This window comes from Streptomyces sp. NPDC053673, from assembly GCF_055585225.1.
On record NZ_JBVJKN010000020.1, the window covers coordinates 94,107 to 118,730 of the forward strand.

A 24,624-nucleotide genomic window follows, 5' to 3' on the forward strand; every position below is an offset into this window, starting at 1 on the left:
GCCCATCGCCGCGCTGTGAGGGCGAAGGCGGGGGCGGGCCGGCCCGCACGGCAACGGCCGGCACCCGGAGACGGGTGCTGGCCGTTGCTCTGGCTCCTGGCGTGTCAGGCGACGGTGCCGGGGGTAGGGCCGACGAGTTCCTCCAGGACGTCTTCCATCGTGACGAAGCCGATGACAGTGCCCTTGTTGCCGGTGACGGCGGCGAGGTGGGTGCCGGCCGCGCGCATGGCGGTCATGGTGTCGTCGAGAGGAGTGTCGATGGCGACCTTGGTGATCGCGTGCAGGGCTTCGCGCGGGAATGGCCGGGTACGGTCGGCGGCGCCGAGGGCGTCCTTGATGTGGAGGTAGCCCAGGATCTCCTCGCCGGCTCCGACGACCGGGAGTCGGGAGAAGCCGTTGGTGGCCGCCACCCGTTCCAGACCCTGCGGCGTGATGTCGTGGCCGACGGTGACAACCCTGTCGAGCGGCACCATCACTTCGCCGACCGGGCGGGTGCCCAGTTCCAGGGCGTCCTGGAGCCGTTCGCCGTCGTCGGGGTCGAGCAGGCCAGCAGCGCTGGCGTCCTTGACCAACCGGGCGAGTTCGTCGTCGGTGAAGACGGAGGCGACCTCGTCCTTCGGTTCGACCTTCATCAGCCGCAGCAGGGCGTTGGCGAACGCGTTGATCCCGAAGATCACGGGCCGCAGGGCGCGCGTGAGGGCGACCAGCGGCGGGCCGAGGAGCAGCGCGGTCGGTGCCGGGGCGGCGAGCGCGATGTTCTTCGGGACCATCTCGCCGACCAGCATGTGCAGATACGTGGCCAGCGTCAGGGCGATGACGAACGCGATCGGGTGGATCAATGCGTCGGGCACGCCGATCGCGTGGAAGGGCGGTTCCAGCAGGTGCGCGATGGCCGGTTCCGCGACCGCGCCGAGTACCAGGGAGGAGACGGTGATGCCGAGCTGGGCGGTGGCCATCATCGCGGACAGGTGCTCCAGGCCCCACAGCGCGGCCTTGGCGCGCCGGTTGCCCTTGAGCGCGGCCGGTTCGATCTGGCTGCGGCGTACGGAGATCAGGGCGAACTCGGCGCCGACGAAGAAAGCGTTGGTGACGAGGGTGAAGGCGCCGATCAGAAGCTGGAGCGTGGTCACAGGGTCTCCTCCACGGTCTCCGTGGTGGCGGCAGGTGCGGTGATGCGGATCCGGTCGGCGCGGTGGTGCTGAACGTGGAGGACGGCCAGCTGCCAGCCGTCGACGTCGAGGCGGTCGGCGACGGTCGGGATGCGCTCCAGGCGGGTGGCGATCAGGCCGGCGAGAGTCTCGTACGGGCCGTCGGGGGCGGTGAAGCCGATCTCTTCGACTTCGTCGAGCCGGACGCTGCCGTCGGCCTCCCACACCGCACGCCCGTCCGGAGAGGGCTGCGCAGGAGCCAAGTCGGGTATCTCGTGGGGGTCGTGCTCGTCGCGAACCTCGCCGACGACCTCCTCGACGATGTCCTCCACGGTGGCCACACCGGCGGTGCCACCGTACTCGTCGATGATCACCGCCATCGTGCGGGCCTTGCGCAGCCGGCCGAGGAGCTTGTCCACCGGCAGGGAGTGCGGCACCAGCAGTGGCTCCGTCGCAAGGTCGGTGACCGGACTGAGCGAACGCTTGGCCTCGTCCAGGGCGAGTACGTCGCGGACGTGAACGGTGCCGATCACATCATCCAGGCTGTCGCGGTACACCGGGAAGCGGGAGAGGCCCGTGGCCAGCGTCAGGTTCGCGGCGTCCGCAGCCGTTGCGTGAGCTTCGAGCGCCTGGACGTCGACGCGGGGCGTCATGACGTTCTCCGCGGTCAGCTCGCCCAGGTGAAGAGTACGGACGAACAGCTCGGCCGAGTCCGCCTCGATCGCCCCCTCGCGGGCGGAGTGCTGCACGAGGGCGACCAGCTCTTCCGGAGTGCGGGCCGACGCCAGCTCCTCGGCGGGCTCCAGGCCGAAGCGGCGCACCAGGCGGTTCGCGGTGTTGTTCAGGTGATGGATCAGCGGTCCGAACGCGGCCGTGAAACCGCGCTGCGGACCGGCGACGACCCTGGCCACGGCGAGCGGACGGGAGATCGCCCAGTTCTTCGGCACCAGCTCGCCGACCACCATCAGCACCACGGTGGATATTGCGACGCCGAGGAGAGTGGCCACCGACGAGACAGCCCCCGCGGGAAGACCCACGGCTTCGAGCGGGCCGCGCAGCAGGGCCGCCACCGACGGCTCGGCGAGCATGCCGATGACCAGCGAGGTCACGGTGATGCCGAGCTGGGCACCGGACAGCTGGAACGTCAGCCGCTTAGCGGCCTTCAGGGCACTCTCGGCGCCGCGCTCGCCGGCCTCGGCGGCGCGTTCCAGCTCACTGCGCTCGACCGTCGTCAGCGAGAACTCGGCCGCGACGAACACGGCACACGCCAGCGTGAGCGCGAGAGCGAGGAGCAACAACAGCACTTCGGTCACCGTGCCACCCCCGGTCCCTCAGTGGTGAGCGGGCGGGATGTGGCACGGCTGGGACTGGGAGGTTCACCCATTGCGGGTCTGCTGCTCCTTCGTGACTGGTGGTGAGGTGGACGCGGCGGTCCAGGTGGCTGGTTCGTGGCGGAGAAGTGTCCGCGAAACTATGGTAAAGGGTCGGTAAAGTACCTGGCCATCCCCCTTGGCTGGTCCTCCCGAGAGCTTTTCGGACTTTCCCGCTCGACCCCCGAGTCGGCCGCCCACGGGGAGCGCGCCGCCCCTATGCTTCTACATGCCTGTAGATAACGCCAGGGCCATCCGGGATGTTCCCGGCTGTTACCCGCGCGCATCAAAGAAGGAGCGAACGCCACGATGGTGTTCAAACGACTGCTCGGTTCACTCGGCGTCGGCGGCCCCGCCGTGGACACGATCCTCGCCCCGGGAGCCGTCCAGCCCGGCGGCAGCCTCACCGGCGAGATCCACCTCAAGGGCGGCGACGCCGCCGTTGACATCGAGCACATCACCCTGGAACTCGTCGCCCGCGTCGAGGCGGAGACACACGACGGGGAGCACGAAGGCGTCGTCCTCTTCGACCGGTTCACCGTCGGCGGCGGCTTCCGCCTCGCCGAGGACGAACAGCGGGCTGTGCCGTTCGCGGTGACGCTGCCGTGGGAGACCCCGGTGACGGAGCTGCACGGCCAGTCGCTCGGCATCGTCCTCGGCGTACGCACAGAGCTCGGCGTGGCTGGGGCGAAGGACAAGGGTGACCTCGACATGCTCGCCGTGCGACCACTGCCCGTGCAGGAGGCGGTCCTGGAGGCGTTCGGGCAGCTCGGGTTCGGGTTCAAGTCCGCCGACCTCGAGTACGGCCGCATCGGCGGCACCGGCCAGCAGCTGCCCTTCTACCAAGAGATCGAACTCACGGCGGCTCCGCAGTATGCGCATGCGATCAGCGAGTTGGAGGTGACGTTCCTCGCCCTCCCCGGCGGCATGGAGGTCGTCCTGGAGGCCGACAAGCGGGACGGCCTGTTCTCCGAAGGCCACGACGCGCTGACCCGCTTCACCGTGGGCCAGGAAGGCGTCGAGCACATCAATTGGAACGCCGAGGTCGACAACTGGGTACGCCGACTGATCGAGCACCGCGCCTCCTACAGCACCCACAGCTCTTACGGCCACGGCGACCCGCACGCTTCGGGACACGGCCACGGCGGCCACCACCACGACGTTCATCACCACGACAGCCATCACGGCGGCCGCCATGGCTCCGGCCCCGGCATGGGCACGGCCGTCGCCGCCGGAGCGGCCGGTGTCGCCGTCGGCGTCGTCGGCGGCATGGTCGCCGCTGAGGTCGTCGATGAGATCGGCGACGCTTTCGAGGGCGAGGACGAAGGCGAAGAAGAAGGCGACGAGGGCTAGAGCGCCTGTGGGGCGCCGGCCCCAGCAGCCGTCAGGGCCGGCGTTCCCGGCCCTGACACCTCCCGCCAAGCCGTCGCAAGCCTGGCGGTGGTCACCTATCGCGCAGGACTAGAGCATGGGCCGCTGGCGTTCGAATGACCCCGGTCGGCCCTTCGGCATGTCACAGCCAGCCGACTTCTACATATGCGTAGATTCTGAGCTCCGAGGCGCTCGCCTTCCGGGACGAGCGGAAGGCACTGCCCCAGCCTGCGCCCACCCGTCACCAGGAACGGTGCCGGCTGGGGCGCGAGCGCCCGGGATTCCGGGCCGACAGGCGGCCGCCGGCTCCCACAGCCGGTTTCGTCCTCGCCAAGGAGCACACGATGCGAGCCCACCCCCTTGCCGCAGCTCTGCTCGTCACCCTCGCGCTGACCGGCTGTGGATCGGACCGCGGGACGCCTGACACGGCCCCGGGAGCGTACGGACCGGACATCGGCGGCGCGGGACCGGCCGCTGTACCGGACGTTCTCCGCTTCAGGACCACGACCCTGGACGGCAAGCCGTTCGACGGCACGACTCTCGCCGGCAAACCAGCTGTTCTGTGGTTCTACGGACCGTCATGCGCCAAGTGTCACGAGCATGCACCCGAGATCGCGACTTTGGCCGACCAGTACCTGGGAGCGGTGAACGTCGTCGGGGTGACCGAGCCGGGCAGCAGGGAGCACCTACGCGACTTCGTCTCCTCGGCCAACGCTGCTGACTTCCCGCACCTCGTGGATGCACGCCACGAGATCCGCAAACGGTTCAAGGTCGCGGAAGAGAACACGTACGTCTTTCTCGACAGAAAGGGCAAGACGGTATTTCGTGGCGCCGACCTTCAAGGCCGGCGTCTGGCCGACACCTTCGAAGTCGTCGCCCGCTGACCGATCCTGGGCTGGCACGCGAACTCCCATCGCCGCCCGCGCTCACAGCGTCAGCACGGCAAGAATCGATGCGGCCCAAGCCACGCGTAGAAGCACGAGACACGTTCCCCGGAACACAAGGGCGGGACCTGCCTACAACGGCGTCGCCGCCTTGAGGACGAGGAACAGTGCCACGGCGGAGTTCGCCGAGGACAGGGCCGAGGCCGTCGCTCCGGCGGCGGCCGTCCAGATTGCAGCGCCGGCCACGGTGAAGGCGGGCGGCCACGCCCGAGCCGGGGGCACGGGGCCGAGCAGGGCCGCGACGCGCCGCGGAACGGGCCCGGCCGCGAAACCGGCCAGGGTCGGCGAAGGGGTCCCCCGGGAGACCAGGGCGGCCTTGCCAACAGCACGTGCCATCACCTTGCGGTTGCCGATCGCCTCGGCGGCCTCCTCGTCCGCCCAGCGTTCGGCGCTGTAGGCGACCGCGGTGTACAGCGGGCGCAGGAACGGATTGGCCTGCGCCGATAGTTGCGCCGCGAGGAGGTGGCGGTGATGGCGCGCGGCCAGATGGGCGCGCTCGTGGGCGAACAGCGCCCGGCGCTCGCGTGAGCCCAGGCGGGCCAGCATGCCCGTGGACACCACGATCCGGCCCCGGCGGCCACCGGGCAGGGCATAGGCGTACGGCTCCTCGTCGGGCAGCACCGCCACGGGCGACGGACGAAGTCCGTCCAGGGCGCATTCGGCGCGGCGGCGGATCCGGTGGTGACGCCACACCGTCCGGGCGGCGGCCACCGCGACGGCGATCAGCGCGGGGATCGCTGCCTTGCCGGCGACCTCGTCGTAGGGAACCGCCTCGCGCACCTCGGGGTCGGACCAGCTGTCCGGCAGCGGGTTTCCCGGCAGCTGCGCGGTTCCCACCACCATGATCAGCGCCAGGCACACCGTGCTGCACAGGGCCATCACCGCACTCACCCCGGCGAGGAGCCGGGTCGCGGTGCGCGGATGGAGGTGCTGCTCGGCGAGGCGCGCTATCGGCCATGCCGTTAAGGGCAGAACCAGCGGCAGGAAGACGAAGACGCCCACCCGGTCACTCCTCCGGTTCGTCGTCCGTGTGGCTGAGCAGTTCGCGCAGCACCTGCTCGTCCTCGGGCGACAGAGACGTGATGAAACTGGTCAGCACTGCTTCCCGGTCTCTCTCCCCGTCCAGGACACGGCGCATGCGCAGGGCCGCCAGCCCTGCCTGGTCGGCGGTCGCCTGCCAGGCGAAGGACCGCCCTTCCCGCTGCCGCGTGACGGCGTTCTTGACCTGCAGCCGGGACAGGATGGTCATGACGGTGGTGTAGGCGAGGTCTCCAGGCAGGCGCTCCTGTACCCAGGCAGCGGTCACGGGGCCGGGTGCGGTCCGCAGCACAGACAGCACCTGCGCCTCGAGTTCGCCCTGACCGCGTCGGCGGCCCCCGCCGCCCGTAGGGAGCGAGCCAGATGTTCCCCGGTTCCTCAACTCCGTCTCCCTCCGCATTCGTCCGCGCGTTCCGCGGCCTCATCGTACTGAGTCGTGGCGCTGCACCCCCGCGGCTTCTACAGTCCTGTAGATTTTGATGGCAGTGATCGAAGTGGCCGGGCACCAAGACGCCCGACGCACACAGGTATAGATGAGGAGCAACAACATGGGTGTGAGCCTCGCCAAGGGCGGCAACGTTTCACTGAGCAAGGAGGCCCCGGGACTGAGCGCAGTGCTCGTCGGGCTCGGCTGGGACGTACGCACGACCACCGGCACCGACTTCGACCTCGACGCCAGCGCCCTGCTGGTCAACGAAAACGGCAAGGTCGCCTCCGACAAGCACTTCATCTTCTACAACAACCTCAAGAGCCCCGACGGCTCGGTCGAGCACACCGGCGACAACCTCACCGGCGCGGGCGAGGGCGACGACGAGCAGATCAAGGTCGACCTCGCCGCCGTACCGGCCGACGTCCAGAAGATCGTGTTCCCGGTGTCGATCCACGACGCCGACGCCCGTAGCCAGAGCTTCGGTCAGGTCCGCAACGCCTTCATCCGCGTGGTCAACCAGGCGGGTGGCGCCGAACTGGCCCGCTACGACCTCTCCGAGGACGCCTCCACCGAGACCGCCATGGTCTTCGGCGAGCTGTACCGCAACGGCACCGAATGGAAGTTCCGCGCGGTCGGCCAGGGGTACGCGTCCGGACTCGCCGGCATCGTCTCCGACTTCGGCGTAGGCATCTGACGCCACCGTCCCGACACTTCACGGGGAGAACTCATCAGCATGAGCGTCGATCTGACCAAGGGCCAGCAGATCAGCCTGACCAAGACCAGCGGCGACACTCTCACCCTCATCCGGATGGGTCTCGGCTGGAAGTCCACGGTCCGCAAGGGCTTCCTCGCCCGGCTGACCGCCCGCGACGTCGACCTGGACGCCTCCGCGGTCCTCTTCTGCGGCGACAAGCCGACGGACGTCGTCTTCTTCCGCCACCTGACCAGTGACGACGGCTCCGTGCACCACAGCGGGGACAACCTCACCGGCGGCACCGGCCAGGGCGAGGAGGACGAGTGGATCCTCGTCAACCTGGAGCGGGTGCCGACCCACATCGATCAGATCGTGTTCGTCGCCACCTCCTTCAGCGGCCAGACCTTCGACGAGGTCGACAGCGCCTTCTGCCGCCTGGTCGACGAGACCACCGGCGAGGAACTGGCGCGCTACACCCTCAGCGGCGGAGGGCGCCACACCGCCCAGATCATGGCCAAGGTCCAGCGCTCCGGCACCGGCTGGACCATGACCGCCATCGGTTCGCCCGCCGGCGGCCGGACCTTCCAGGACCTGATGCCCGCGATCAGCGACCACCTGTAAGCCGCTTGGCCCACCCGCGTAGCGGACTGCAGGCGTACGCGTCCAACCACCCACCCGACTCCAACGCACTCATCGCATCCAAGGAGAAGGCTCATGGCCCTGTGGGACCGCATAAAGGAATCCGCATCGACGATGCAGACCCAGCTCAACGCCAAGAAGAACGACCTCAAGAGCGGTGCCTTCCGCGATGCCAGCATGGCGATCTGCGCCCTCGTCGCCGCCGCGGACGGCACGATCGACCCGTCCGAGCGCCAGCGCGTCGCCCAGCTCATCGCCACCAATGAAGTCCTGCAGAACTTCCCTGCGGACGACCTTCAGCGGCGCTTCGAGGAGAACCTGAACAAGCTCACCGCCGACTTCGACTTCGGCAAGGTCAGCGTCCTCCAGGAGATCGCCAAGGCCAAGAAGAAGCCGGCCGAGGCCCGAGCCGTCATCCAGATAGGGATCGTCATCGGCGGCGCCGACGGCGACTTCGACAAGACCGAGCAGGCCATCGTCCGCGAAGCCTGTTACGCCCTCGACCTTCCGCCCCACGAGTTCGACCTGTAAGCACAGGCTGCAGGGGGCGTGCCGACCCCATACGGCACGCCCCCTCTGCACCACGCATGGCCGGTCATACGGCGCAAGCTCTGGCAGACCATGCCGCGGACTGCCGAGCTCGTGAAGGCGCCCCGGGAGCGCAAGTCGAAACCGCACACCAGGGCCGTCGGCGCGCTGAGGCTCCACTGCTCGCACAAGCAACCCAGCCGGAGGAGCCCAGCAGCTCGGGTGCCCAGCGCAGGCGCACGCGGTCAGAATCGTCCAGACCGGCTCCCCATCACCTCCGTGCCCCATCCGTGCCCTTCAGAGTGGTCTACAGCGGTCACCAGGGGTACAACCAGGCCGCCCCCGTCCATCTCCGCAGCACACGTTTCCGCAGGTCAGCAGCCGAATCCCTGCTTCCAGATCCGTTGATTCCCAAGCTCAGAGCGCGGGTTCGATTCCCGTCACCCGCTCCATGACAAAGCTCCAGGTCGGCGGCCTGGAGCTTGTTTGTTGTTCAGGTGGACCCACCACTTGAACGCCGGAATCGCCCCCTTTGCAACCCCGAGATGGGGCACGCGAAGGGCACGAGCTGCGCGTTGATCCCTCCGGTTCGTCCGCGCGTGCACCCCTGACCTGTGCCTACGCCGTCCGTGCCCTCACTTCTACCAGGCTGAAGCCCTGAGCCCGGCGTTCCTTGTGCAGGAATCACCTGGCCGCCAGGTCTCCTGCGGAATAATCAAGGCATGGCAGCCACGCCCAGCGTCTCAGAACTACGCCGCGCCAGATTCGCCCGGCGACTTCCCGCCGAGCTCGCAGAACTCGACGGCCCCGCACACGGCACGGTCGACCTCCCGCTGCACCTCGCGTGGTCCGGTCTGTCCCAGTTCGGTATCGACCAGCCGCGGCTGCGGATGAGCTGCTACAGGATCGTTCTGGCCGAGGGACAGCACGATGATCTGGTCCGCTACCTGAACCGGGAACTGCTCATCGGCATGTGGCCCGTCCTGCGCACGCTGATCAGCCGGGACATCCGAGACGTCTGGGAGAGCGCCTTCACCGAGCTGGCGTCCAGCGCCCAGGCCGCCGCGTGAACCTCACGCAACTGCACCGCCGCCTGCTCGCGGACGTCCTCGCAGTCGGCAACGCCTACCCGCTCGTACTCACCGGCGGCTACGCCGTCCAGGCGCACGGACTGGTCAACCGGCTCAGCCAGGACCTCGATGTCGCCACCGAGAATCCGGAGCCGATGGAGCACATTGCCGCCAACGTCCGTGACGGGCTGGAAGAACGTGGTTGGGGCGTCCGGGCGTTGGAGGCAGATCCGCTGTCCGCGCGGCTGATCGTCACCGACCCCGCCACCGGAGAGGAATGCGAGGTCGACATCCTCAAGGAGGCGCTCTGGCGTCCCCCTGTGGAGACCGAGCACGGGCTGGCGCTTTCCCTGGAGGACGTGGTCGGCACGAAGGTACGCGCACTGGCCGACCGGGGCCTGGCCCGTGATCTCATCGACGTCCGAGCCGCGGCCGACCGCTGGAGTCACATCGAACTCGAAGAGCTCGGCCGCCGCCACGCACGCGACACCTTCGACCTCACAGACCTCCAAGCCCGCCTCTCCGGAGCCGACTGGATCGACGACACCGAGTTCGCTGCCTACGGACTCGACGACGACACAATCACCGAACTGCGCCGGTGGGCTCAGGCTTGGTCCGATGACATTGCCGAACGGCTCCAAGAACTGGAAGACCCGTTTGAAGACTGATCAACTGTGTTGTACATCAAGGTGCATCCGCCCACTGCGCGCGGATGTCACTCATGGACGTGCAGGCGAGGGCCGCTCCCCGCGGACTCCGCCCGAACGACGATCGAGACAGCCACAGCCTGCTGCCGCTCCGCCCGGATGAGGTCCCTCATCAGCTGGATCGTCTCCGGGCTGAAGAGGGGGTACAGCGCGCAGTCGTCTACGCTCATCGGCTGCCGGTACGGCACGTGGATGTCCCGACAGCCCGCCCGCTCAAGCTTTCGTACGAACTCCTCCTCAGCCAGCGCGCCAGCCACGCACCCCGCCCATGCGGTCGGCTGCGTCAGGATCTCCGGCGGGAGCTCGTCCTGTCCGACCGTGAGGTCCGAGACGCAGAGCCTCCCTCCAGGGCGGAGAACCCGTGCGCACTCGGCCACCACCCTCGCCTTCCTGGGCGACAGGTTGATGACGCCGTTGGAAATGATCAGATCCACCTGATCGTCCCGGAGCGGGATGGCCTCCATCTCTCCCTGCAGCATCTCCACGTTGTCCAGGCCCGCCTCGGCCACCGCACGGGCGGTGCGTCGGAGCATCTCGGGCAGGAAGTCGAGAGCGACCACCCGGCCGGCGGGGCCGGTGCGCTGAGCGGCAAGAATGGTGTCGATACCACCGCCACAGCCCAGGTCGAGGACGGTCTCACCGGGGTGGATCGCGGCGAAGCGGAGGTGGTCGGCCACGCCGAGGGCACAGTCGATCGCGCGCTGGGGAACCTGGGCCAACTCCTCAGCGCTGTAGAGCTTGTGGGCCACGGCGGCCGTAGTGGCGGGGATGTTCCGGTAGGCGTCCTGGACCAGTTGCTTCACTTCGGCGCTGTGCATCAGGTCCCGGCTCATCAGTCCAGCTCGTTCAGAGTCTGGTTCAGGCGCCGCATGACGTCGTCCGGGATGTCCCTGCGACCCGATGCGGCCAGGAGCCGCCGCAGCTCGACGGCGAACTCCAGCTCACCACAGCAGCGACGGCACAGCGACAGGTGTTCGTCGACCTCCTCGTGCTCGGCCTGGCCGACCGTGTCATCGAGGTACTCCCAGAGCCGCTTCACCGCATCCGAGCAGCTGATCAACGCACACTCTCCTTCAGCAGTCCGTTCTCCTGCGCGTAGTCCCACATCTGCTTCTCGAACAACTTCCGCCCCCGATGCAGCCGCGCCAGCCCGGTTCCCGGGGGCACCTGGAGGATCGCGGCAGTCTCCTTGACCAGGAAACCGTCCATGTGGACCAGGACGAGTGGGACCCGGTAGAGCTCGGGCAGCCGGCGCAGCACAGCGTGCACGTCCTCCCGCCCGAACTCCTCAAGAAAGTCCAGATGCAGTGAGTCCGAGTAGGGGAATGGACCCGAAGAGGGAGAACTTCTCGGCCTCCTCGAAGTCCACCGAGTCCGGCTGCCGGGCAGTGGCCCGAAGGCGGTCGCGACAACAGTTGACCAGGATGCTGCGCAGCCATGCGGCGCCCGCCGAAGGATCGTTCAACTGATCAAATCTCTCGAACGCCTTGACCATGCAGTCCTGCACCGCGTCCTCGGCATCGTCGCCGACCAGAGCCCGGGCCACCCAGTAGAGGCGGGGAAGCTGCTCTCGCACCAGTTCGCGAAAGCCTTCCCTTCGATCCGCCCCGACGACCTGTACTAACGCTTGAAGCCAAGGTCAAGGACCTCTACCGGCATGTGGCCGAGGAGCCGCAGCGCCCCTGTCACTTCGAGATGGGCCCGCAACTCGCCGACCGCCTCGGCTACCCCGCCGACCTGCTCGACCAGGTCCCGGCAGAAGCGGTCGAATCCTTCGCCGGCGTCGGCTATTTCTTCGACCTTGCCGCTCTCCGGCCCGGGGAAGACGTGATCGACCCGGGCAGCGGTTCAGGAATGGACGCTTTCTGCGCCTCACTGCAGACCGGGCCGGGTGATCAGCATCGACTTCGTCCTCGAGCAACTCCGCAAAGCGCGACGGCCGGCCGGACTGGGCCTCGGCACCGAACCCTGCAGCGGCCCCACGGACGACGCCGACCTGTGGGCCTCGTGCATCGGCGGAGCCGCTCAGCAGGACGCCTACCGTCACATGATCGAGGACGCAGGACTGAAGGTCCTCAGGGTCCGCAAGATCCCGTACGCCTTCCTCTCCTCACGGGCGCGCGGGGCGCGCGCTCGGTGCGGGGTCAGAAGCATCTCGCTGCTCGCGGCCAACCCGGGCCGTGGACCACTTCTTCCGCCGACCGACCGCCGAGGAGGCAGCCATGACCAACATCATCCACCAGACCACGACCCCGGCCACGACGAGCCCGGGCGCGCTCCGTCTCGGCTCCGGCCTGATGGCGCTCGCCGGCCTGGCATTCATCGGATACGCGGTGATCTTCTTCATCCGCAACCTCACCGGATCGTTCCTGGAGCTGGGCATCGGCCCAGGCGAGGTCGAGACACGGACCCGACCGCGCTCCCGCACCGAGCTGGCTGCGGGAGCGCGGCCGTCCCGGTCATCCGACCGGTTCAGGAGGGCGCGCCGGTCAGGACTTCCACCTGGCCGGTGTCGAGCGAGTAGTAGGCGCCGACCACGGCAAGGGCACCCTTCTTCACGAGGGGGGCGAGGTCCTGGTTGGAGCGTAGATCGGCCGCGGTCAGCCTGACCTGGGCGCGGGCCATGGTCTCGACCGGGTCGGCACCGCGTTCCTTGACTGCCTGCTCGTACGCCGGCCGCAGAGCCTTGGCGATCGCCTCCAGGTTGCCGGACAGCGGTTCGCCGTCACGGATGGACTGGTACGCCGCCTCGACGGCGCCGCAACGCTGATGCCCGAGGACCACGATCAGCGGGGTGCCACTCGTCATGGGCCCGTACTCCACGGAACCGATCACCACCGGGCCGACCGCCTGCCCGCCCGTGCGCATCACGTAAAGGTCACCCAGCCCGGTGTCGAAGAGGAGTTCAGGCGGCACCCGGGAGTCGATGCACGAGAGGATCACCCCGTGAGGTTCCTGCTTCTCGGCTACGAGCTGGCGCCGGTTCGGATCCCGGTCGGGATGCCGGAGGTCTCCACTCACCCAACGCTTGTTGCCGTCCACCAGTCTCGCGAAGGCTGCCTCCGGCGTGGTCGGCCGCGCATCCGTCGTCGGGGCGGTCGTCGCCCCCGGGGATGCGCTCGTCGATGAGCACGCCGTCAGCGCGCCTGCGGCGACCGCGAGGCCGCCGGCAAGCAAAGCCCTCCGATGCGGCTGTCCTGCGCTGTCCATCGGTCGTTCCCCTCGATGCCGCTGAGACACGTCCGTACGTCTTGCCCCTGGTGACTATTCAGCGTGGTGTGGGTGATCTGGTGGCAGGCACAAGCGGACGCGGGCTCCCGTACCCACGGACGGCCCACAGAAGTGGCTGCCGCTCGCACCCCCCACCGTCGCGTGCCCGATCCGTGCCCTTCGGAGCGGTGAACAGCGGTCAATACCGGTGCGCCAGGGCCCTCGCAACAGGCCCCCCAACCAAGCCATAGCAGCAGGTCAGAGGCCACAGGGCGCCCCGCGCACCGTTGCTTCCCAAGCTCAGAGCGCGGGTTCGATTCCCGTCACCCGCTCCACGCGAAAGCCCCAGGCCATCGGCCCGGGGCTTTGTTGTTGTCTAGACCGGATCAGGCTTCGTGTGCCCGTTCCGTGCCCGATCCCTGATCGTCGGGCACGTGGGCCTTCTCACGCTCGGCGCGGACGCGGGCGTCGATACCCCCGGCCACCTCCCTCTGCCGCTCCAGGTTCGAGTGCTGATAGATCAGCGCGGCCCGCTCGGAGGACGCCGCGACTACTACCTGAAGAAGCGAGCCGAGGGCTGCAAGCACGTCCAAGCCGTCATCGCACTTGCCCGCCGACGCGTCGATGTCTTGTGGGCCCTCCCTGCGCGACGGCAGACTCTTCACCCTCCGACCTCCAGCAGCTCACGCCCCCTAAATGGGCCAACACGGGTGCCATGGAGTGGAAGCCGTCTTCGTCACCATGGGCCTGTTGAGCTGCGATCTTGCCGAAGCCCAACGAGCCTTCTTCAGCGCCCCATGCCGTGACGCCGAACGCCGGTTCCACAACGATGCCCTGGACCTGCTCGCCAAGGCCGCCGACACTGACGCCTGACCGCACCGACAGTCGGCAGAGCCTTGACTCGGCCATTAAGACTCCACCGACCTCGTGCGTCATCCGTCGGCGGGATCACCCAGAGCGCGGCTCACACGAATCCGCGTCTCCTCAGGGAAGTCCGAGGCAAGGTCGAGCACCCGTACGCGATCGGCGGGCGCAACGAGCGCGGGGTCTTCGAGATCGCCGATCCAGTCGGCCAACGTTTCGACGGCGAGTCCATGCTCACCGGCCCTGAGGAAGTCGAGCACGTGGCCACGCAGGGGTTCTGAGTCGGAACCCATGAGGGACTCGACGAGGCCCCGTACGCGCTTCTCCCACGCGGCTTGTGATTGCACCATCCCGGCAACCTGGCACGCGCGCCCCTTGCGTGCCCGATCCGACGGGCAAGAGGAGGGAGCCACGGGGAAGGACAGACAGGGCACCGCTCCCCCGCAGGTCAGCGAACGCGCAGGTCAACCGGAAGCCACGTACGGGGTCTTCCAAACTAGCTAGGCGGGTTCGATTCCCGTCGCCCGCTCCACATGGCTCAGGGCCAGGTCGGAGGTTCATCCTCCAGCCTGGCCTGATGCGTTTCGGATCTTCGTTTTCGCCTACGTGCCCGGAAATTACTGGTGAGCCTTTGCCTCCCCCTGCTTATCCTGCCTCGTCCTAAACAGGCCAGGGAGGTCCCTCACCATGAGCAGCACCACGACGTCGTCCTTTCCCGAGCGGATCGAGCTCTCGGGTGAGGGGCTCGTCCTCCGCGACTGGACAGAGGCGGACCTTGCCGCCATGCCGGAGCTGTTTGACCACCCCGACATCGCGTACTGGACACCGATCGTCTCCCCATTCGACGAAGCTGCAGCCCGCGCACGGCTGGACCGGGACCGGCAGCTACGGGCGGAGGGCACAACCATCCTGCTCGCCATCACCGTCGACGGCGGCGCACCGCTCGGCGAGGTGATGCTGCGGCGTGCCTCCGAGGGCACGGAGCTCGGCTACGCGGTCGGCCCGGCGCACCGCGGCCACGGGCTGGCGGCGCGGGCGGTGCGGGTGATGGCCGCGTACGCCTTCGAGCAGCTGGGCGCGGGACAGGTGATCCTGGAGCTGGAGGCCGAGAATGCCGCCAGCGTCGCCGTGGCCACCAAGGCGGGCTTCCGACTGCTCGACGTGCCGCTGATCACGGGTGAGGAGAAGGGACGACCCTACGCCTTGCAGACGTGGGGTCTGAACCGCCCGTGACCCTCTGCCTCCACCAGGCTGTCAAGGGGGACAATGGCGACTGACATCAATGGCTGACACCAACTGGCACGAACAACAGCGGGCAAGGCCGAACCTCGGCGCGCGGCAAGGCATCCGGGCGTGCCGTGATACTTCGGCATGAGCAGATTCGCACAGGTCATCGTGCTCGCGCCGTACGCAGAGGAGGTCATGGAGCCTCTCACCCGCGATGACGAGGAGCGCAGTTGGCGGGGCCGGTTTGTACCGGTCGAAAGCCAATGGGTCGGCTCCTTCGGCATTGGATGGGCCACGGAGTTCGAGCGGATGCACTCGCGGTCCGGGCTGCTGAAGCATCTGGAATCACTTCCCTGGCCCTGGCCGGAAAGCGTGCAGGTCCTGATTCGCGACCAGGATGACGATTGCTTCGGCCTGTGGATGATCCACGACGGCAAGCTTGTGGAGATCCCTCTGCCGCGCACGCAACGGTTCCATGATCCGGCTCCGCCGAACGAAGATTACGCGCCAGACCCTGGACTTTTGTTGCGAACAGACACGGGGCGTGGTCTCCCTGAGCAGACCCCTCCTGCTCTTCGGGATCCGCGACCGGCCTGGTAGCGCTGTCGAGTTCGTTGACATCCACGACTGATATCAACAGCAGTGCACGACGGCGGAAGCGGACGGCTCGCAACAGCAAGCATCGGGCGTCCGAAGCCCACAACGGCCACACCCCGATCGAACTTGTAAAGCAGATGTCGTCGGCTCCGCCGGAAGGCTGAGCCGAGGACACGAGCTACAGGCTCTCGCGCTCGATCAGGGAGCCGTCGGGCCCCATCGAGTAAATGCGTGGAGGTCCCATGGCTTCCATGGCCCTCTTCAACGCTGCTTCCTTCTCCGCAGGATCGGGACCGTTCGGGTCCCGCACGAGGAAGCCGTGGAGGTCTATGCCGCCGGCGTCGACGTCGTCGGGTTCGGGTCGGCCCTCCTGGACGAACCCGCAGAGGGCACGCAGTGCGTCTTCACCGAGGTCGAGGGGGTGGAAGGGCAGCGGGTACGACTGTTCGTCCTCGCCCGGCCAGAGGATGACGTCTGCGGGGCGGTCCCCGGCCCAGTAGGGGAGCTCGAAGGGAAGCGGTTCGCCGATGTTCTCCATGATCCCGCCGTCCGGCGACAGGCTCAGGGAGCGGATGAGGTGGCCGTCCTCCCATATGGAGAACGCCAGCCAGTCGACCACGCTGTGCATGGCATGCAGGACCAGCCTTCGGCCGGCACTCGCCTCGACGAGGTGCCTCGGCAGCCGCGACGGGAAATCAATCATCACACGCCGATCACAGACGACCTCCACCCCGGGCCAGCTGGCTGCGTAGGCCGTCCCGTCAGGGGGATATACACCGTCCCAAAGATCCGAGCCCACCGCCTCCGCGATCTCCCAGTCGGGATAGAGGCGCCGCATCATGGCGAACGTCCGCTCCATGTCCGCCGCATCCACCTGCCGGAGCAGGTCTGGCACATCGCCGTCGGCATACACCAACAGACCGGTCTTGGCTCCCACGGCCCCTCCTCAAAGCGCATCGCCCAGTCGCGGCCAGACCATATCCGCCCGCTCTGACATCCTCAGCCGCGTACCAGGAGGTCATCCCACACCGCGGTCCGCCGTGCCCGAATCGTGCCCGTTAGGGCGGGGAACCACGGTCAACAGCGGGTGCTGAGGCAGGCTTTCAGGCTTGGCTCCAGCACCTGTTGTGCCTGATCAGGGGTAGATTCAACCGCCGAAGCTCGGTGATTCCCAAGCTCAGAGCGCGGGTTCGATTCACTGGTGCTCCGAAGCCCGAAGCGCCGGCACTGCGTAGCCACGTAGCCCCGCCCGACCGTCGCGCACCTTGACCGCGTGGACGAAGAACCGGTGGTCATCAAGCTCACGCACGACCAAACGTTCGTACTCTCGGACTGGCTCTACGAGGTGATGATGCAGTCCGACCAGCTCGATGCGATCGTCCCGGACCGCGCCGTCCGGTCAGGGATCTACGCGATCTCCGGCACCCTGGAGACGTCGCTTGTCGAGATCTTCATGCCTGACAATGCCGGTCGTCTGGAGCAGGTGCGGCAACGTTTGCTCGACGGCATGGGTAGCTACGAGGAAGAGGAAGCAGAGGCGACCGAAGGCGTGTCAAGACAGCTGTCTGGCGATGACATCAGCGGATGACACCAACACGGCCGATCACCGGCGAATCCCGACGGACTCACGCGGCAGGTGGGCGCAGCACCGGCCTGGAGTAGCTGGCGTCGCGGGCCCGACAAGATCGCCCGGACAGGGCCTAGCAGCGGGACAGGGTGCCACTCTCCTTGGTGAGTTTGGTGCTGGAGGCCCAGCCTTCGGTGTTCGTCCCTTCGATACGGGCGTAGATCCACTTGTTGCCGTAGGCGTTGGTGATGTAGCAGTGGTAGTAGAGCTTCACACCGGTCTTGACCACGGTCACGTACTGGCATTCCGCGTACGGCCCGGTGTAGAGGTGGGACGTCTCGGCCAGGTAGCCGTAGCCGTCGCTGCGGTTCTCGTGGGCCCAGCCGGTGCAGGCCGTCGACACCGGGGTGGGCTCCTTCACCGTCGGGCTGGGCTTGGTCTCTGGGGAGGCCGACGGGCTCGCGGTCGGCTTGTCGCCTTCGCCGCCGGGCTTCTTCGTGGGGCCCAGCTCCTCGTCCTCGTGACCGTCCGGCTCCTCCGAGGTCGACGGCTTCGAGGAGGCGCTGGGAGAACCGGCGGACGACGGGGTGCTGCCCCCGGTCGGCCAGGGGCTGTCCGTGGAGGAGGCGACGCCGGGCGGCGTCGCCTGTGCGCCGTCCGTGGTCGTGCCGCCCCGTTGGGACGTCAGGGCGTAGGTGATGCCGGCGCCTGCGGCGATGAGCACGACGGCGGCCGCTGCCGCGACGACGGTGCGGTTGCTGCGGCGCTGTGCACGACGAGCTGCCGTCCGGCTCGTCTCGGGAGCGGGGACTCCGGCGTGGCTCGCGACCGGCGCGCCGTGCTGCGGCAGCGTCGACGGCAGGTCGGGCTGCGCGTAGCCGGCGTGCGGAGGCTGAGGCTGCGGGGCGGGCTGGGGGAACAGCGGGGGACCGAACCCGGGGGCCGGTGCGGCGGCGGCCGCAGCCTCGGGACCCACCGTGGGAGCGGGAGCGGGAGCGGGGGCGGGTGTCGGCGTCGGCGTCGGAGCGGCGGATGCGAGGTGCACCGTCCCGCCCGAGGCGACGCGCTCCAGCATGCCGCGCGCCTGTTCCGCCGTGGGCCGGCTCTCCGGCTCCTTCGCCATCAGCGCCTGGAGCACCGGCGTGAGCGGTCCCGCCCGGCGGGGCTCCGGCAGGGGCTCGGTGACGATCGCCGACAGGGTGGACCACGCGGACGTGCGGCGGAACGGCGAAGTGCCCTCCACGGCCGCGTACAGCGTCATGCCGAGCGACCAGATGTCCGACGCGGGACCGGGCTCCCTGCCCTGCGCGCGCTCCGGCGGCAAATAGTCGAGGGAACCGACGAGTTGACCGCTCTGGGTCAGCTTGGCCATGGCATCGTCACCGGAGGCTTCCATGCTGGCGATGCCGAAATCGGTGAGTACGACCCGCCCACCGTGCTCCAGCAGCACGTTTCCCGGCTTGACGTCCCGGTGGAGTACGCCGGCCCGGTGCGCGGCGTCGAGCGCGTCCATCAGCTTGGCGCCGATCGCCGCAGCTTCGTGCGGCTCCAGTGTGCCGCGCTCCATCAGCACGTCGTCGAGCGAGGGTCCGTCGACGAGTTCCATCACGATGACCGGGAGGCCCTGCTCCTCGGTCACGTCGTGCACGGTGACCACGCCGCTGTGACGGATACGGGCGGCGGCCTGCGCCTCCCGCTGCATCCGGGTCCGCAGGTCGGCCAGTTCGGCTCCGGAGGCGTCGGTGAAAGCCCGCAGGACCTTGACGGCGACCTCTCGGTTCAGGAGCTCGTCCACCGCCCGGGCGACCACTCCCATACCGCCGCGCCCGATCACGGAGGTCACCCGGTAACGCCCGCCGAGTACCTTGCCTATCAGCTCTCCGCCGTTCGCTTCCCCCGCCGTCACCGCACGCTCCGTTCCGTTGTTGTTCGCGAACCATCAACCCGAGTCCTCAAGGGTAGAGGCAGGAACGTGAGGGAAATGCGGCGGCCGTGCGCAGGTATGTAACGGCCCATCAGGGTTGTCGCCCATGGCGGGCACGGCGGTCCCGGGCCGTGCGTCTCGGCCGGCGTCAGATGTCAGGGCCGGGTGCCAACTTCCGCCGCCCAAAGGCCGCGCCCGCAATCACCGGGTGCGGGTCGTCGCAACTTGCCCTAACGTCTCTACGGGTTCGGCCCTGCTCCAACGGACCACAGTGGCGCGCGGGATGCTCGTCACCTCAGCTATCCGCCTGTACGGGACGCCGACTTCGACCGCCTCCAGGGCGAGAGACCGCAGAGCGGCATCCAGACGCTCCAACTCGGCAGCCAGGAGCGCCCGCTCTGCCCCCGGCTCCAACAGCCGATGCCGCGACCGGCGGCTCGCACGTGCAGCGGGCTGAGAAGCTGCATCCGCGAGAACAGTCCGAAGGGGCACCATATGACGCCACAGGGAACCGTCACGGTAGAGCACATGGACGGCTCGGCCGCAGCACAGGCTGAGGAGGCGTTCAGGCTGATCTATGCCGACGTGTTCGCGGAACCGCCGTACAACGAGACCGCTGACGATGTCGCAGCCACCTCCCGGCGCTTTCGCTCCCAGACCCGCAAGCGCACTTTTCGCGCCGCCCTCGCCCGTACCGAGGACGGCGAGCCGGTCGGCATGGCATACGGGTACCCGGTCGAGGCTGACACAGGGTGGTGGGACGAACTGACCGAGCCCGTGCCCGACGACATGCGGCGCGAGGACGGGCACCGCACCTTCGGTCTCATGGAACTTGCCGTACGCGGACCCTGGCGCGGGCAGGGTGTCGCGCGGCGTCTGCACGAGGCCTTGCTCGATGTCATCGAGGCCGAACGGGTGCTGCTGAACGTCCACCCGGACAGCAAGGCAGCGTCGGCCGCCTACCAGGCGTGGGGCTACCGCAAGATCGGCGAGGCGCGCCCGTGGGAGGGCCGGGACCTCTATGACGTCATGCTGCTCGACCTGCGCACATGACGACCACGTACAAACGAACGCGCATCGAGGGGGCTCCGTTGTCTGTTCAGTGTGCCACCGTCGGCGTGGTTGGGGACCGGTCGTGGGTGTGGTCGCCGGGTCATTCAGGGGTGTTGACGCGGTGGTCCGGGTGAGGGTGCGGGTGCGGGTGCGGTTCAGAGTTTGTCGGTCGCGCGGACCTGGTGGAGGTGGATGAGGACGTCGTAGGCCCGGCCGAGGGCGAGGGTGGGCAGGGAAAAATGTGCTCGCCGAGCTTCGGCGCCCCGAGGTCGTCCCCCATGAAGTGGACCCGGTGGTCGGGGTGGCGGCGGTTGTGCTCGCGCATCCAGCCGATCAGGCTGATGAACTCCTCGCGCTCCCGGGGGGGATCCGGCCAGTGTCTCCTCCACGATCCTTCGCGGGTCGCCGGAACCGCCCTGGAGGTCGCCACCCGTGCGGACCCCGTCGGGAAAGCAGTGGCCGACCTGGCGGGCGTGCCAGTCCCGCTCCGGATCGCCTGCGTCGAATACGCTGCGAAGACGTCCGACCTGGCGTCCATGACAACGCGTACGCAAAAGGCAATGCCGCGTGGTGGCGGCCCTCCGCGTCGGCCCGGACGGCGCAGCTGCCGGATACAGGAAGGGGTGTGCATGAAGTCCCCAGGCGTGCACCTACGGGAGATCACCGACGACAACCGGGATGCCGTACGTGCCCTCCGCGTCCGACGTGACCAGAAGCAGTTCGTCGCCTCGGTGTCCAAGTCGCTCAAGGAGGCGGCGAAGACGCCGGAGGCCAATCCCTGGTACCGCGCCGTGTACCGGGGCGACGAGCCAGTCGGCTTCGTGATGCTGTCGTGGAAACCGCCGGCTGGTCCTTTCAAAGGGCAGCACTTCCTCTGGCGCCTCCTCGTCGACAAGCGGTACCAGAGGCGAGGGATCGGCCGAGAGGCGCTCACGCAGATCGCCGCCCTGGTTCGCGCGGACGGCGCCACCGAGCTGCTGACCAGCTACGAGCCCGGCGACGGCGAACCATGGCCCTTCTACCAGAAGTTCGGGTTCGAGCCCACCGGGGAGATCGACGACGGCGAGATCGTTCTGCGGCTCACCTTCCCCGCTCGGTGAGCTCCTACGGGAAGCCGCGGACGGTTTTGACCTCTGGTGGTCACATCACGAAGCCGAGGAATACAACGAAGCCGCACCTTGCAGCCCGCCCGTAACCAGTCGCGTGTACTCGGTGCCGACCGCAGACGGGGTCGCTCAGCAGCTCCTCGCCGGCATCCGCATCCCCTGACCCCTCGAACCTATCCAGAGCACCCGTACCACCACGCGCGGACGACATCCAACCGGGCGGCAACAGACTTGGCCCCGGGCCAGGAGCCCGGGGCTGAGTCCGACGCGGGATTGCTGGAAACACACGTGGCGGGTGCCCAGTCGGCGCACCCGCCATCGTGGCTGACCTTCGGTGGCTCAGGTCAGAACAGTGCCTGCCTATCGCGGTCCCGAGTGTGAGTGCCGGTCACCATCTGTCGCGGGCGGGACGCTCTGCTCGTACTGGAAGACGTTGTGCGGGTCGTACTTCGCCTTGATCTCGCGCAGCCGGTCGAAGTTGTCTCGCCAGTAGGCGGTCTCCCAATCCTGCTGCCCGATGTTCGGCACGTTGACGTAGGCGCCGTTCACGTAGGGCCGCAGCGCCTGGCTGAATTCGGCGATCCAGGTCTGGGCCTGGGTGGTGAGCGGGTCGCAGACGCCTGGCACGTCACTGCGCTTCCCCCAGCCGACGCCGGGCTCGGAGTAGAAGAGCGCGTCGCGATGCGGGAACGCGGTGCCGCCGCGGGGGCTCTTCCTGACCGCCCCGCCGAAGGCCTGCACGAAGAAGTTGCTGTCATCCGTCGGGGCGCTCTGGATGAACGAGTTGACCAGGTCGATCGCCTCACTCGGGAACGGCTTTCTGGAGAACTGCGAGAAGAACTTCCAGTTCGCGGGTTCGAGCTCGATCGGAATCTGGAATCCCGAGTACACGTCGCCCCAGTTACCGACCTGAACAGTGACCTGGGGGCTGTCGATCGACAGGATCGGGTCCAGCAACTCCTTTACCTCTTCCTCCGATCCTTCGGCGAGAACCCCGAACAGGAAGATCTGGTTTCTGTGAATCTCGAGCTGGGTTCCGAGGCGGTTGTCGAGGAACGGCGCCGTACTCTGATACGCCTCGAAGATGGCAGCGAGGTCGTCGATGCCTGTCCACGTCGCCTGCAGATAGGCAACGCTCTTCAGCGGAGTCAGTTTGTAGGTCAGTGACGTGACGATCCCGTAGTTGCCGTTCCCCGCCCCGCGGAGCGCCCAGAGCAGATCCGAGTTGTGGTGCCGATCCACCTGGATCACCTTGCCGCAGTCCTCACCCGACGCGACGACGATCTCAGCCCCCACAAGGCTGTCGCAGGCCATGCCGATCCAGCGGGTGAGGAAGCCGAAGCCGCCGCCGAGTGTCGCACCGGACAGGCCTACGCTGCCCTCGGTTCCGGTGGTCACCGCGAAGTCCTGCTCCGCGAGCGTGGTCACCGCTTCCAGCTGGTTGAGCCCGGAGCCGACTGTCGCGATACGCGCGTCGGCGTCGATGTCGACCGACTTCAGCTCGCTGATGTCGATCACCAGGCCGTTGTCCACGTTGGACCAGCCCTCAAGGGCGTGGCGGCCGCTCCGCACCCGCAGCGCGACGTCGTTCTGCCGCGCCCACGTGAGGGCGTTGACCACGTCCTGGGTGTTCTGGGCGAAGACGATGACCAGCGGATAGTGGGAGAAGAGCTGGTCCCAGCCGAGGCGCGCGTCTGTGTAGTTGGGGTCTTGGGGGCGGACGATGCGGCCGGTCAGCTCCGCCGGCTCACATTTCGGGCCTTTGGGCCCTTTGCTCGCGGCGCTCGCGACCGTGGCGCCCGCGACCGCAATCCCCGGGACGGCGACCGCGCCGGCACCTGCGGCTGCCGTCGCCTTGAGCAGGCCGCGACGAGAAAAGTCGTGCATGGTCCATATCCTCTCGACCGGGCTGCGCCCGCATTCGACTAAGGCAAATCTTGTCCGCCAGTTGGCGCGTAAAATTCTTTGTGGACATTCCCTGCGACCCGCACAGTAACAGGGTGACCGTGGCGGTTTTGCCCGACACGCTAATTGAGGGCGATGACGACGGGCTGAATGAGGATGCGTGCGGGGTGGGCATGAATTAGCCCAGCCGGGTGGATCCGGCGGGGGTTTGATGTTCGCATTGCCGGAGTGATGGTCATTCTGTTGTGACTTCGGCAACCACTGTGCGCGCGCTGGACTTTTCGACATGAACCGCGTCCAGTGGTGGGTGCACTGCCAAAGCAGGCTCATTCTCCTTGGCCCGAATCCACCGACTTGGTGTCCGCGAATAACACTTCGAGGCATTGTCCTGGCTCATGCGCAGGACGGTACGGCCGAGTTGGGGAAGCCACCGGAAATATTTGCTGGTCGATTCCTGCCCGAGCGGACCACCACTGCCGCGCCACAAGCGCACCGGACCGGGCCGGGAGCAGCGGGGAACCTTGTTTGTTGCCCAGACCTTTTGCGCGGGGGCCGGGTTGCTTGAGTCTCCCGTAGGGGGAGACGTGAGGGTGGGGGTATGAACGACGACGGCGCGCTCTACTCGATCGGTGATCTGGCCCGGCGGACCGGCCTGACGGTGAAGGCCGTCCGGTTCTACTCCGACTCCGGGATCGTGCCGCCGACCGAGCGCAGCCCGGCCGGCTACCGACGCTTCGGATCGACGCCGTCGCACGCCTGGACCTCGTGCGTACCCTGCGCGACCTGGGCCTGGACCTCCCCACGATCAGGAAGGTCGTGGACCGGAGGTCTCGCTTCCCCAGGTCGCTGCGGCGCACGCCGAAGCACTGGAAGTGCAGATCGGCGCGCGGTGCTGACAGCGGTGACCCGGCGCGGCTCCGGCCCTGAGGAGTTGGACCTCATGCACAAACTGGCGAGGCTCTCCGAGGACGAACGGCAGCGTCTGATCGGCGACTTCCTCGACGCCGTCTTCGACGGGCTGCACGACCACCCCGCATTCGCGGCGGTCGTCTGCTCGATGACCACCCAACTGCCCGACGACCCCGAGGCGGAGCAGGTCACGGCGTGGGTGGAGCTGGCCGAACTGCTTCAGGACGTGGATTTCCGCTCCATCGTGCACGGGATGGCCAAGGACCTGGCCACCGACCGGGCTCCGGACGACACCACGGGCCTGCCTCGCATCCTTGTGGGGA

At 68.0% G+C, this 24,624-nt stretch carries 27 protein-coding genes and 2 pseudogenes; 15 read left to right on the forward strand and 14 right to left on the reverse strand.

Annotated features, from left to right (window positions below; translation table 11 throughout):
- Positions 1-104 precede the first annotated feature (104 nt).
- Together ACZ6ZQ_RS25850 and ACZ6ZQ_RS25855 are read right to left on the reverse strand one after the other, a co-directional pair.
- On the reverse strand, positions 105-1,130 hold the full coding sequence (locus ACZ6ZQ_RS25850) for a hemolysin family protein (RefSeq protein WP_469770887.1): 1,026 nt from the start codon (positions 1,128-1,130) through the stop codon (positions 105-107).
- The gene (locus tag ACZ6ZQ_RS25855) at positions 1,127-2,461 is read right to left on the reverse strand and encodes a hemolysin family protein (RefSeq protein ID WP_469770888.1); all 1,335 of its coding nucleotides are present in this window, start codon (positions 2,459-2,461) and stop codon (positions 1,127-1,129) included. Before ACZ6ZQ_RS25855 ends, ACZ6ZQ_RS25850 begins: the two co-directional genes overlap by 4 nt.
- Before the next feature lie 366 nt (positions 2,462-2,827).
- On the opposite strand from ACZ6ZQ_RS25855, the gene ACZ6ZQ_RS25860 reads away from it, so the two are divergent.
- Positions 2,828-3,871, forward strand: coding sequence for a sporulation protein (locus ACZ6ZQ_RS25860; RefSeq protein ID WP_469770889.1), 1,044 nt, complete (start codon positions 2,828-2,830; stop codon positions 3,869-3,871).
- 362 nt (positions 3,872-4,233) lie between these two features.
- The gene (locus ACZ6ZQ_RS25865) at positions 4,234-4,773 is read left to right on the forward strand and encodes a redoxin domain-containing protein (RefSeq protein ID WP_469770890.1); all 540 of its coding nucleotides are present in this window, start codon (positions 4,234-4,236) and stop codon (positions 4,771-4,773) included.
- A gap of 132 nt (positions 4,774-4,905) precedes the next feature.
- Here ACZ6ZQ_RS25865 and ACZ6ZQ_RS25870 read toward each other — a convergent pair whose 3' ends face one another.
- Positions 4,906-5,835, reverse strand: coding sequence for a M56 family metallopeptidase (locus ACZ6ZQ_RS25870; protein WP_469770891.1), 930 nt, complete (start codon positions 5,833-5,835; stop codon positions 4,906-4,908).
- A 4-nt stretch (positions 5,836-5,839) separates the two neighbouring features.
- Positions 5,840-6,271, reverse strand: coding sequence for a BlaI/MecI/CopY family transcriptional regulator (locus tag ACZ6ZQ_RS25875; protein WP_469770892.1), 432 nt, complete (start codon positions 6,269-6,271; stop codon positions 5,840-5,842).
- 148 nt (positions 6,272-6,419) lie between these two features.
- Here ACZ6ZQ_RS25875 and ACZ6ZQ_RS25880 point away from each other — a divergent pair, with 148 nt between their 5' ends.
- The 5 genes from ACZ6ZQ_RS25880 to ACZ6ZQ_RS25900 all read left to right on the forward strand — a co-directional run bounded on the left by ACZ6ZQ_RS25880 (position 6,420) and on the right by ACZ6ZQ_RS25900 (position 9,900).
- A complete protein-coding gene (locus ACZ6ZQ_RS25880) occupies positions 6,420-6,995 on the forward strand; it encodes a TerD family protein (protein WP_469770933.1) in 576 nt (191 codons plus the stop codon).
- 39 nt (positions 6,996-7,034) lie between these two features.
- The gene (locus ACZ6ZQ_RS25885; RefSeq protein WP_469770893.1) at positions 7,035-7,616 is read left to right on the forward strand and encodes a TerD family protein; all 582 of its coding nucleotides are present in this window, start codon (positions 7,035-7,037) and stop codon (positions 7,614-7,616) included.
- Positions 7,617-7,709: 93 nt separating this feature from the next.
- Positions 7,710-8,165 carry a tellurite resistance TerB family protein gene (locus ACZ6ZQ_RS25890; protein WP_469770894.1) on the forward strand — a complete coding sequence of 152 codons (456 nt, stop codon included), beginning with the start codon at positions 7,710-7,712 and terminating at the stop codon, positions 8,163-8,165.
- A gap of 719 nt (positions 8,166-8,884) precedes the next feature.
- A complete protein-coding gene (locus ACZ6ZQ_RS25895; protein WP_469770895.1) occupies positions 8,885-9,232 on the forward strand; it encodes a transcriptional regulator in 348 nt (115 codons plus the stop codon).
- The gene (locus tag ACZ6ZQ_RS25900; protein WP_469770896.1) at positions 9,229-9,900 is read left to right on the forward strand and encodes a nucleotidyl transferase AbiEii/AbiGii toxin family protein; all 672 of its coding nucleotides are present in this window, start codon (positions 9,229-9,231) and stop codon (positions 9,898-9,900) included. The genes ACZ6ZQ_RS25895 and ACZ6ZQ_RS25900 overlap by 4 nt, the downstream gene beginning before the upstream one ends.
- 47 nt (positions 9,901-9,947) lie before the next feature.
- Here ACZ6ZQ_RS25900 and ACZ6ZQ_RS25905 read toward each other — a convergent pair whose 3' ends face one another.
- From ACZ6ZQ_RS25905 to ACZ6ZQ_RS25930, 6 genes are all read right to left on the reverse strand, one after another.
- Positions 9,948-10,772, reverse strand: coding sequence for a methyltransferase domain-containing protein (locus tag ACZ6ZQ_RS25905; protein ID WP_469770897.1), 825 nt, complete (start codon positions 10,770-10,772; stop codon positions 9,948-9,950).
- On the reverse strand, positions 10,772-10,999 hold the full coding sequence (locus tag ACZ6ZQ_RS25910) for a zf-HC2 domain-containing protein (protein WP_385423717.1): 228 nt from the start codon (positions 10,997-10,999) through the stop codon (positions 10,772-10,774). Before ACZ6ZQ_RS25910 ends, ACZ6ZQ_RS25905 begins: the two co-directional genes overlap by 1 nt.
- Positions 10,996-11,208, reverse strand: coding sequence for a sigma factor-like helix-turn-helix DNA-binding protein (locus ACZ6ZQ_RS25915; RefSeq protein ID WP_469770898.1), 213 nt, complete (start codon positions 11,206-11,208; stop codon positions 10,996-10,998). Before ACZ6ZQ_RS25915 ends, ACZ6ZQ_RS25910 begins: the two co-directional genes overlap by 4 nt.
- A gap of 19 nt (positions 11,209-11,227) precedes the next feature.
- Positions 11,228-11,515: an RNA polymerase sigma factor gene (locus tag ACZ6ZQ_RS25920; protein WP_469770899.1), complete on the reverse strand. Its 288-nt coding sequence runs from the start codon at positions 11,513-11,515 to the stop codon at positions 11,228-11,230.
- Positions 11,516-12,411: 896 nt separating this feature from the next.
- A complete protein-coding gene (locus ACZ6ZQ_RS25925) occupies positions 12,412-12,960 on the reverse strand; it encodes a carbonic anhydrase (protein ID WP_469770900.1) in 549 nt (182 codons plus the stop codon).
- Between the two features lie 575 nt (positions 12,961-13,535).
- Positions 13,536-13,742, reverse strand: coding sequence for a hypothetical protein (locus ACZ6ZQ_RS25930; RefSeq protein ID WP_469770901.1), 207 nt, complete (start codon positions 13,740-13,742; stop codon positions 13,536-13,538).
- Here ACZ6ZQ_RS25930 and ACZ6ZQ_RS25935 point away from each other — a divergent pair.
- A pseudogene (locus ACZ6ZQ_RS25935) lies at positions 13,686-13,845 on the forward strand (IS110 family transposase); the annotation flags it as partial. The gene ACZ6ZQ_RS25930 and the pseudogene ACZ6ZQ_RS25935 overlap by 57 nt on opposite strands.
- A 24-nt stretch (positions 13,846-13,869) precedes the next feature.
- Entirely contained in the window at positions 13,870-14,022 is a 153-nt protein-coding gene (locus ACZ6ZQ_RS25940; protein ID WP_469770902.1) for a hypothetical protein, read from the forward strand.
- Positions 14,023-14,081: 59 nt separating this feature from the next.
- Here the strand turns inward: ACZ6ZQ_RS25940 and ACZ6ZQ_RS25945 are convergent, their stop codons facing one another.
- Positions 14,082-14,363: a MafI family immunity protein gene (locus ACZ6ZQ_RS25945; RefSeq protein ID WP_469770903.1), complete on the reverse strand. Its 282-nt coding sequence runs from the start codon at positions 14,361-14,363 to the stop codon at positions 14,082-14,084.
- 337 nt (positions 14,364-14,700) lie between these two features.
- Here ACZ6ZQ_RS25945 and ACZ6ZQ_RS25950 point away from each other — a divergent pair, with 337 nt between their 5' ends.
- Positions 14,701-15,246 (forward strand): GNAT family N-acetyltransferase, encoded by a 546-nt coding sequence (locus ACZ6ZQ_RS25950; protein ID WP_469770904.1) that lies wholly within the window; start codon positions 14,701-14,703, stop codon positions 15,244-15,246.
- Between the two features lie 138 nt (positions 15,247-15,384).
- Positions 15,385-15,840, forward strand: coding sequence for a hypothetical protein (locus ACZ6ZQ_RS25955; protein WP_469770905.1), 456 nt, complete (start codon positions 15,385-15,387; stop codon positions 15,838-15,840).
- A 175-nt stretch (positions 15,841-16,015) separates the two neighbouring features.
- Here ACZ6ZQ_RS25955 and ACZ6ZQ_RS25960 read toward each other — a convergent pair whose 3' ends face one another.
- Positions 16,016-16,774, reverse strand: a complete 759-nt coding sequence (locus ACZ6ZQ_RS25960) for a DUF6928 family protein (protein ID WP_469770906.1) — start codon at positions 16,772-16,774, stop codon at positions 16,016-16,018.
- A 336-nt stretch (positions 16,775-17,110) separates the two neighbouring features.
- Here ACZ6ZQ_RS25960 and ACZ6ZQ_RS25965 point away from each other — a divergent pair, with 336 nt between their 5' ends.
- A complete protein-coding gene (locus ACZ6ZQ_RS25965; protein ID WP_469770907.1) occupies positions 17,111-17,425 on the forward strand; it encodes a hypothetical protein in 315 nt (104 codons plus the stop codon).
- A 112-nt stretch (positions 17,426-17,537) separates the two neighbouring features.
- On the opposite strand, the gene ACZ6ZQ_RS25970 is transcribed toward ACZ6ZQ_RS25965, so the two are convergent.
- Complete coding sequence (locus ACZ6ZQ_RS25970; protein ID WP_469770908.1) at positions 17,538-19,310, reverse strand: serine/threonine-protein kinase; 1,773 nt, start codon at positions 19,308-19,310, stop codon at positions 17,538-17,540.
- Positions 19,311-19,823: 513 nt separating this feature from the next.
- Here ACZ6ZQ_RS25970 and ACZ6ZQ_RS25975 point away from each other — a divergent pair.
- Both ACZ6ZQ_RS25975 and ACZ6ZQ_RS25980 read left to right on the forward strand, forming a co-directional pair.
- Entirely contained in the window at positions 19,824-20,381 is a 558-nt protein-coding gene (locus ACZ6ZQ_RS25975; protein ID WP_469770909.1) for a GNAT family N-acetyltransferase, read from the forward strand.
- A gap of 629 nt (positions 20,382-21,010) precedes the next feature.
- Complete coding sequence (locus tag ACZ6ZQ_RS25980) at positions 21,011-21,481, forward strand: GNAT family N-acetyltransferase (RefSeq protein WP_469770910.1); 471 nt, start codon at positions 21,011-21,013, stop codon at positions 21,479-21,481.
- 366 nt (positions 21,482-21,847) lie between these two features.
- Here ACZ6ZQ_RS25980 and ACZ6ZQ_RS25985 read toward each other — a convergent pair whose 3' ends face one another.
- The gene (locus ACZ6ZQ_RS25985; protein ID WP_469770911.1) at positions 21,848-23,374 is read right to left on the reverse strand and encodes an FAD-binding oxidoreductase; all 1,527 of its coding nucleotides are present in this window, start codon (positions 23,372-23,374) and stop codon (positions 21,848-21,850) included.
- 616 nt (positions 23,375-23,990) lie between these two features.
- Here ACZ6ZQ_RS25985 and ACZ6ZQ_RS25990 point away from each other — a divergent pair.
- Positions 23,991-24,605 (forward strand): annotated as a pseudogene (locus ACZ6ZQ_RS25990) (MerR family transcriptional regulator); the annotation flags it as partial.
- Between the last annotated feature and the right edge of the window lie 19 nt (positions 24,606-24,624).